Origin of the sequence: Comamonas sp. A7-5 (assembly GCF_039581385.1) — a bacterium.
Taxonomy (GTDB): Bacteria; Pseudomonadota; Gammaproteobacteria; order Burkholderiales; family Burkholderiaceae_C; genus Comamonas; species Comamonas thiooxydans.
The window spans coordinates 1-2,496 of sequence record NZ_JBCPWO010000040.1; the positions used below are offsets into that span (position 1 = coordinate 1).

The window sequence follows — 2,496 nt, forward strand, 5'->3', positions numbered from 1 at the left end:
TGTTGATTTCCACCCAGAAGTGACCCACTAGCCCCCGGTTTTTCCATCTCAATCTGACCCACGCATTAACCCTAGCCTGCTGCTTTCTTGTGCAGCAGGAGACCAGGAGTGATTGACGTGGCCACTTTGAGTGTCATCCGGCGCTGGGCTCTGCGTGAGCACCTGTCCATCCGAGAGATCGCCCGCAGAACTGGGCTTTCTCGCAATACCATCCGCAAGTATTTGCGCTCCGACGTTGTGCAACCTCAACTTGCACAGCGCACCATCGCCACCAAGCTCGACCCCTTCGCCAGCAAGCTGTCAGGCTGGCTGCGTACAGAAGTCAACCGCTCTCGCAAGCAGCGGCGCACGATCAAGCAGATGTTTCTGGACTTGCAGGCGTTGGGCTACACCGGCTCCTACAACCGAGTCGCTGCCTTTGCCAGAGTATGGAAGGCTCAGTGTCATGCGGCGGAGCAGACATCAGGGCGAGGCGTTTTTGTGCCCCTGGTCTTCGGCGCTGGAGAAGCCTTCCAGTTTGATTGGAGCGAGGATTGGGCTGTCATCGCGGGTGTACGCACCAAGCTTCAAGTGGCTCACTTCAAGCTCAGCCACAGCCGAGCCTTCTATCTGCGGGCCTATCCCCTGCAAACCCATGAGATGCTGTTCGATGCCCACAACCGTGCCTTTGCGGTGTTTGGAGGCATCCCTAGGCGAGGGATCTACGACAACATGCGCACAGCCGTTGATCGTGTCGGCCGTGGCAAGCTCAGAGAGGTCAACGCCCGCTTCAGTGCTATGGCCAGCCATTTCCTGTTCGAGGCACAGTTTTGCAATCCGGCCTCGGGATGGGAGAAGGGACAGGTCGAGAAGAATGTTCGGGACGCTCGCCATCGTATCTGGCAATCTGTACCAACGTTTCCAACACTCAGAGCCCTCAACGATTGGCTAGAGCAACGGTGTCAACAGTTATGGCAAGAGATTGCGCATGGCCAATTGCCTGGCTCACTTGCTGATGTGTGGGAGCAAGAACGCTCAACCTTGATGCCCATGCCTCGGCCGTTTGACGGCTTTGTCGAGCATGCCAAACGAGTCTCTCCCACCTGCCTAGTTCACTTCGAGCGCAATCGCTACAGCGTGCCGGCCTCTTATGCCAACAGGCCCGTGAGCTTGCAGGTTTATGCCGACCGCCTGGTTGTCGTGGCCGAAGGTCAGCTCGTCTGCGAACACCCGCGCATCATTGAGCGCAATCACCAAGGCTCTGGGCGTACGGTCTATGACTGGCGCCATTACCTGGCCGTATTGCAGCGCAAGCCTGGCGCATTGCGCAACGGTGCGCCGTTTGCCGAGTTGCCAGACGCATTCAAACGACTGCAAGCTTTGCTCCTGAAGCAACCTGGCGGCGATCGCGAGATGGTGGAAGTTCTTGCCTTGGTGTTGCAGCACGATGAGCAAGCCGTCCTGGCCGCTGTCGAGTTGGCACTGGAGGATGGCGTACCTCGCAAGACCCACATCATCAATATCTTGCACCGCCTCATTGATGGAACACCGGAACCTGAGCCCATCCATTCACCCCAAGCCTTGGCCTTGATCGTTGAGCCACAAGCCAACGTCGTGCGCTATGACCAACTCCGACAGGTGCGCCATGCGTCATGACCCCGCCATTGCTGCGATCATCATCATGCTGCGCCAACTCAAGATGTTTGGCATGGCCCAGGCTGTGACAGAACTTGCCGAGCAAGGCTCACCAGCATTTGAAGCAGCACATCCCATACTGTCGCAACTGCTCAAGGCAGAGAGTGCTGAGCGAGAAGTGCGCTCCATTGCCTATCAACTCAAGGTCGCCAGGTTCCCGGTCTACAGAGATCTGGCAGGCTTTGACTTCGCACACAGTGAGGTCAATGAAGCCTTGGTACGCAGCCTTCATCGCTGTGAGTTCATCGAGAAGGCTAACAACGTGGTGCTTGTCGGTGGGCCTGGCACGGGCAAGACGCACATTGCTACAGCACTGGGTATTCAGGCCATTGAGCACCACCGTCAAAGGGTGCGCTTCTTCTCTACTGTTGAGTTGGTTAATGCGCTGGAGCAAGAGAAAGTGCAAGGCAAAGCCGGACAGCTCGCCCACAGGCTGGTGCATACGGATCTGGTGATTCTCGATGAGCTGGGCTATCTGCCCTTCAGCTCATCTGGCGGTGCGCTACTGTTTCATCTGCTCTCGACGCTTTACGAACGCACCAGCGTAGTAATCACCACCAACCTGAGCTTCAGCGAATGGGCCAGCGTGTTTGGTGATGCCAAGATGACCACGGCCCTGCTGGACCGCCTGACCCATCACTGCCATATTCTGGAAACAGGCAACGACAGCTACCGCTTCAAGCACAGCAGTGCAGTCCAACAACCGCCCATGAAGAAGGAGAGAAACAAAACCTGATCCACATCTTGAGCCTTGCGGCTCAAGTCAAAGGGTGGGTCAGTTTGAGATGGAAATGGCGGGTCAGTTATGCGTGGAAATTAACA

2 protein-coding genes are annotated in these 2,496 nt (G+C 56.7%); both read left to right on the plus strand.

Annotated elements, in window-relative coordinates; translation table 11 throughout:
• The first annotated feature begins 108 nt into the window (after nt 1-108).
• A complete protein-coding gene (gene istA / locus AAIL67_RS24590; protein WP_045840614.1) occupies nt 109-1,635 on the plus strand; it encodes an IS21 family transposase in 1,527 nt (508 codons plus the stop codon).
• A complete protein-coding gene (istB, locus tag AAIL67_RS24595; RefSeq protein WP_012838594.1) occupies nt 1,625-2,410 on the plus strand; it encodes an IS21-like element helper ATPase IstB in 786 nt (261 codons plus the stop codon). The genes istA and istB overlap by 11 nt, the downstream gene beginning before the upstream one ends.
• Nucleotides 2,411-2,496 lie beyond the last annotated feature (86 nt).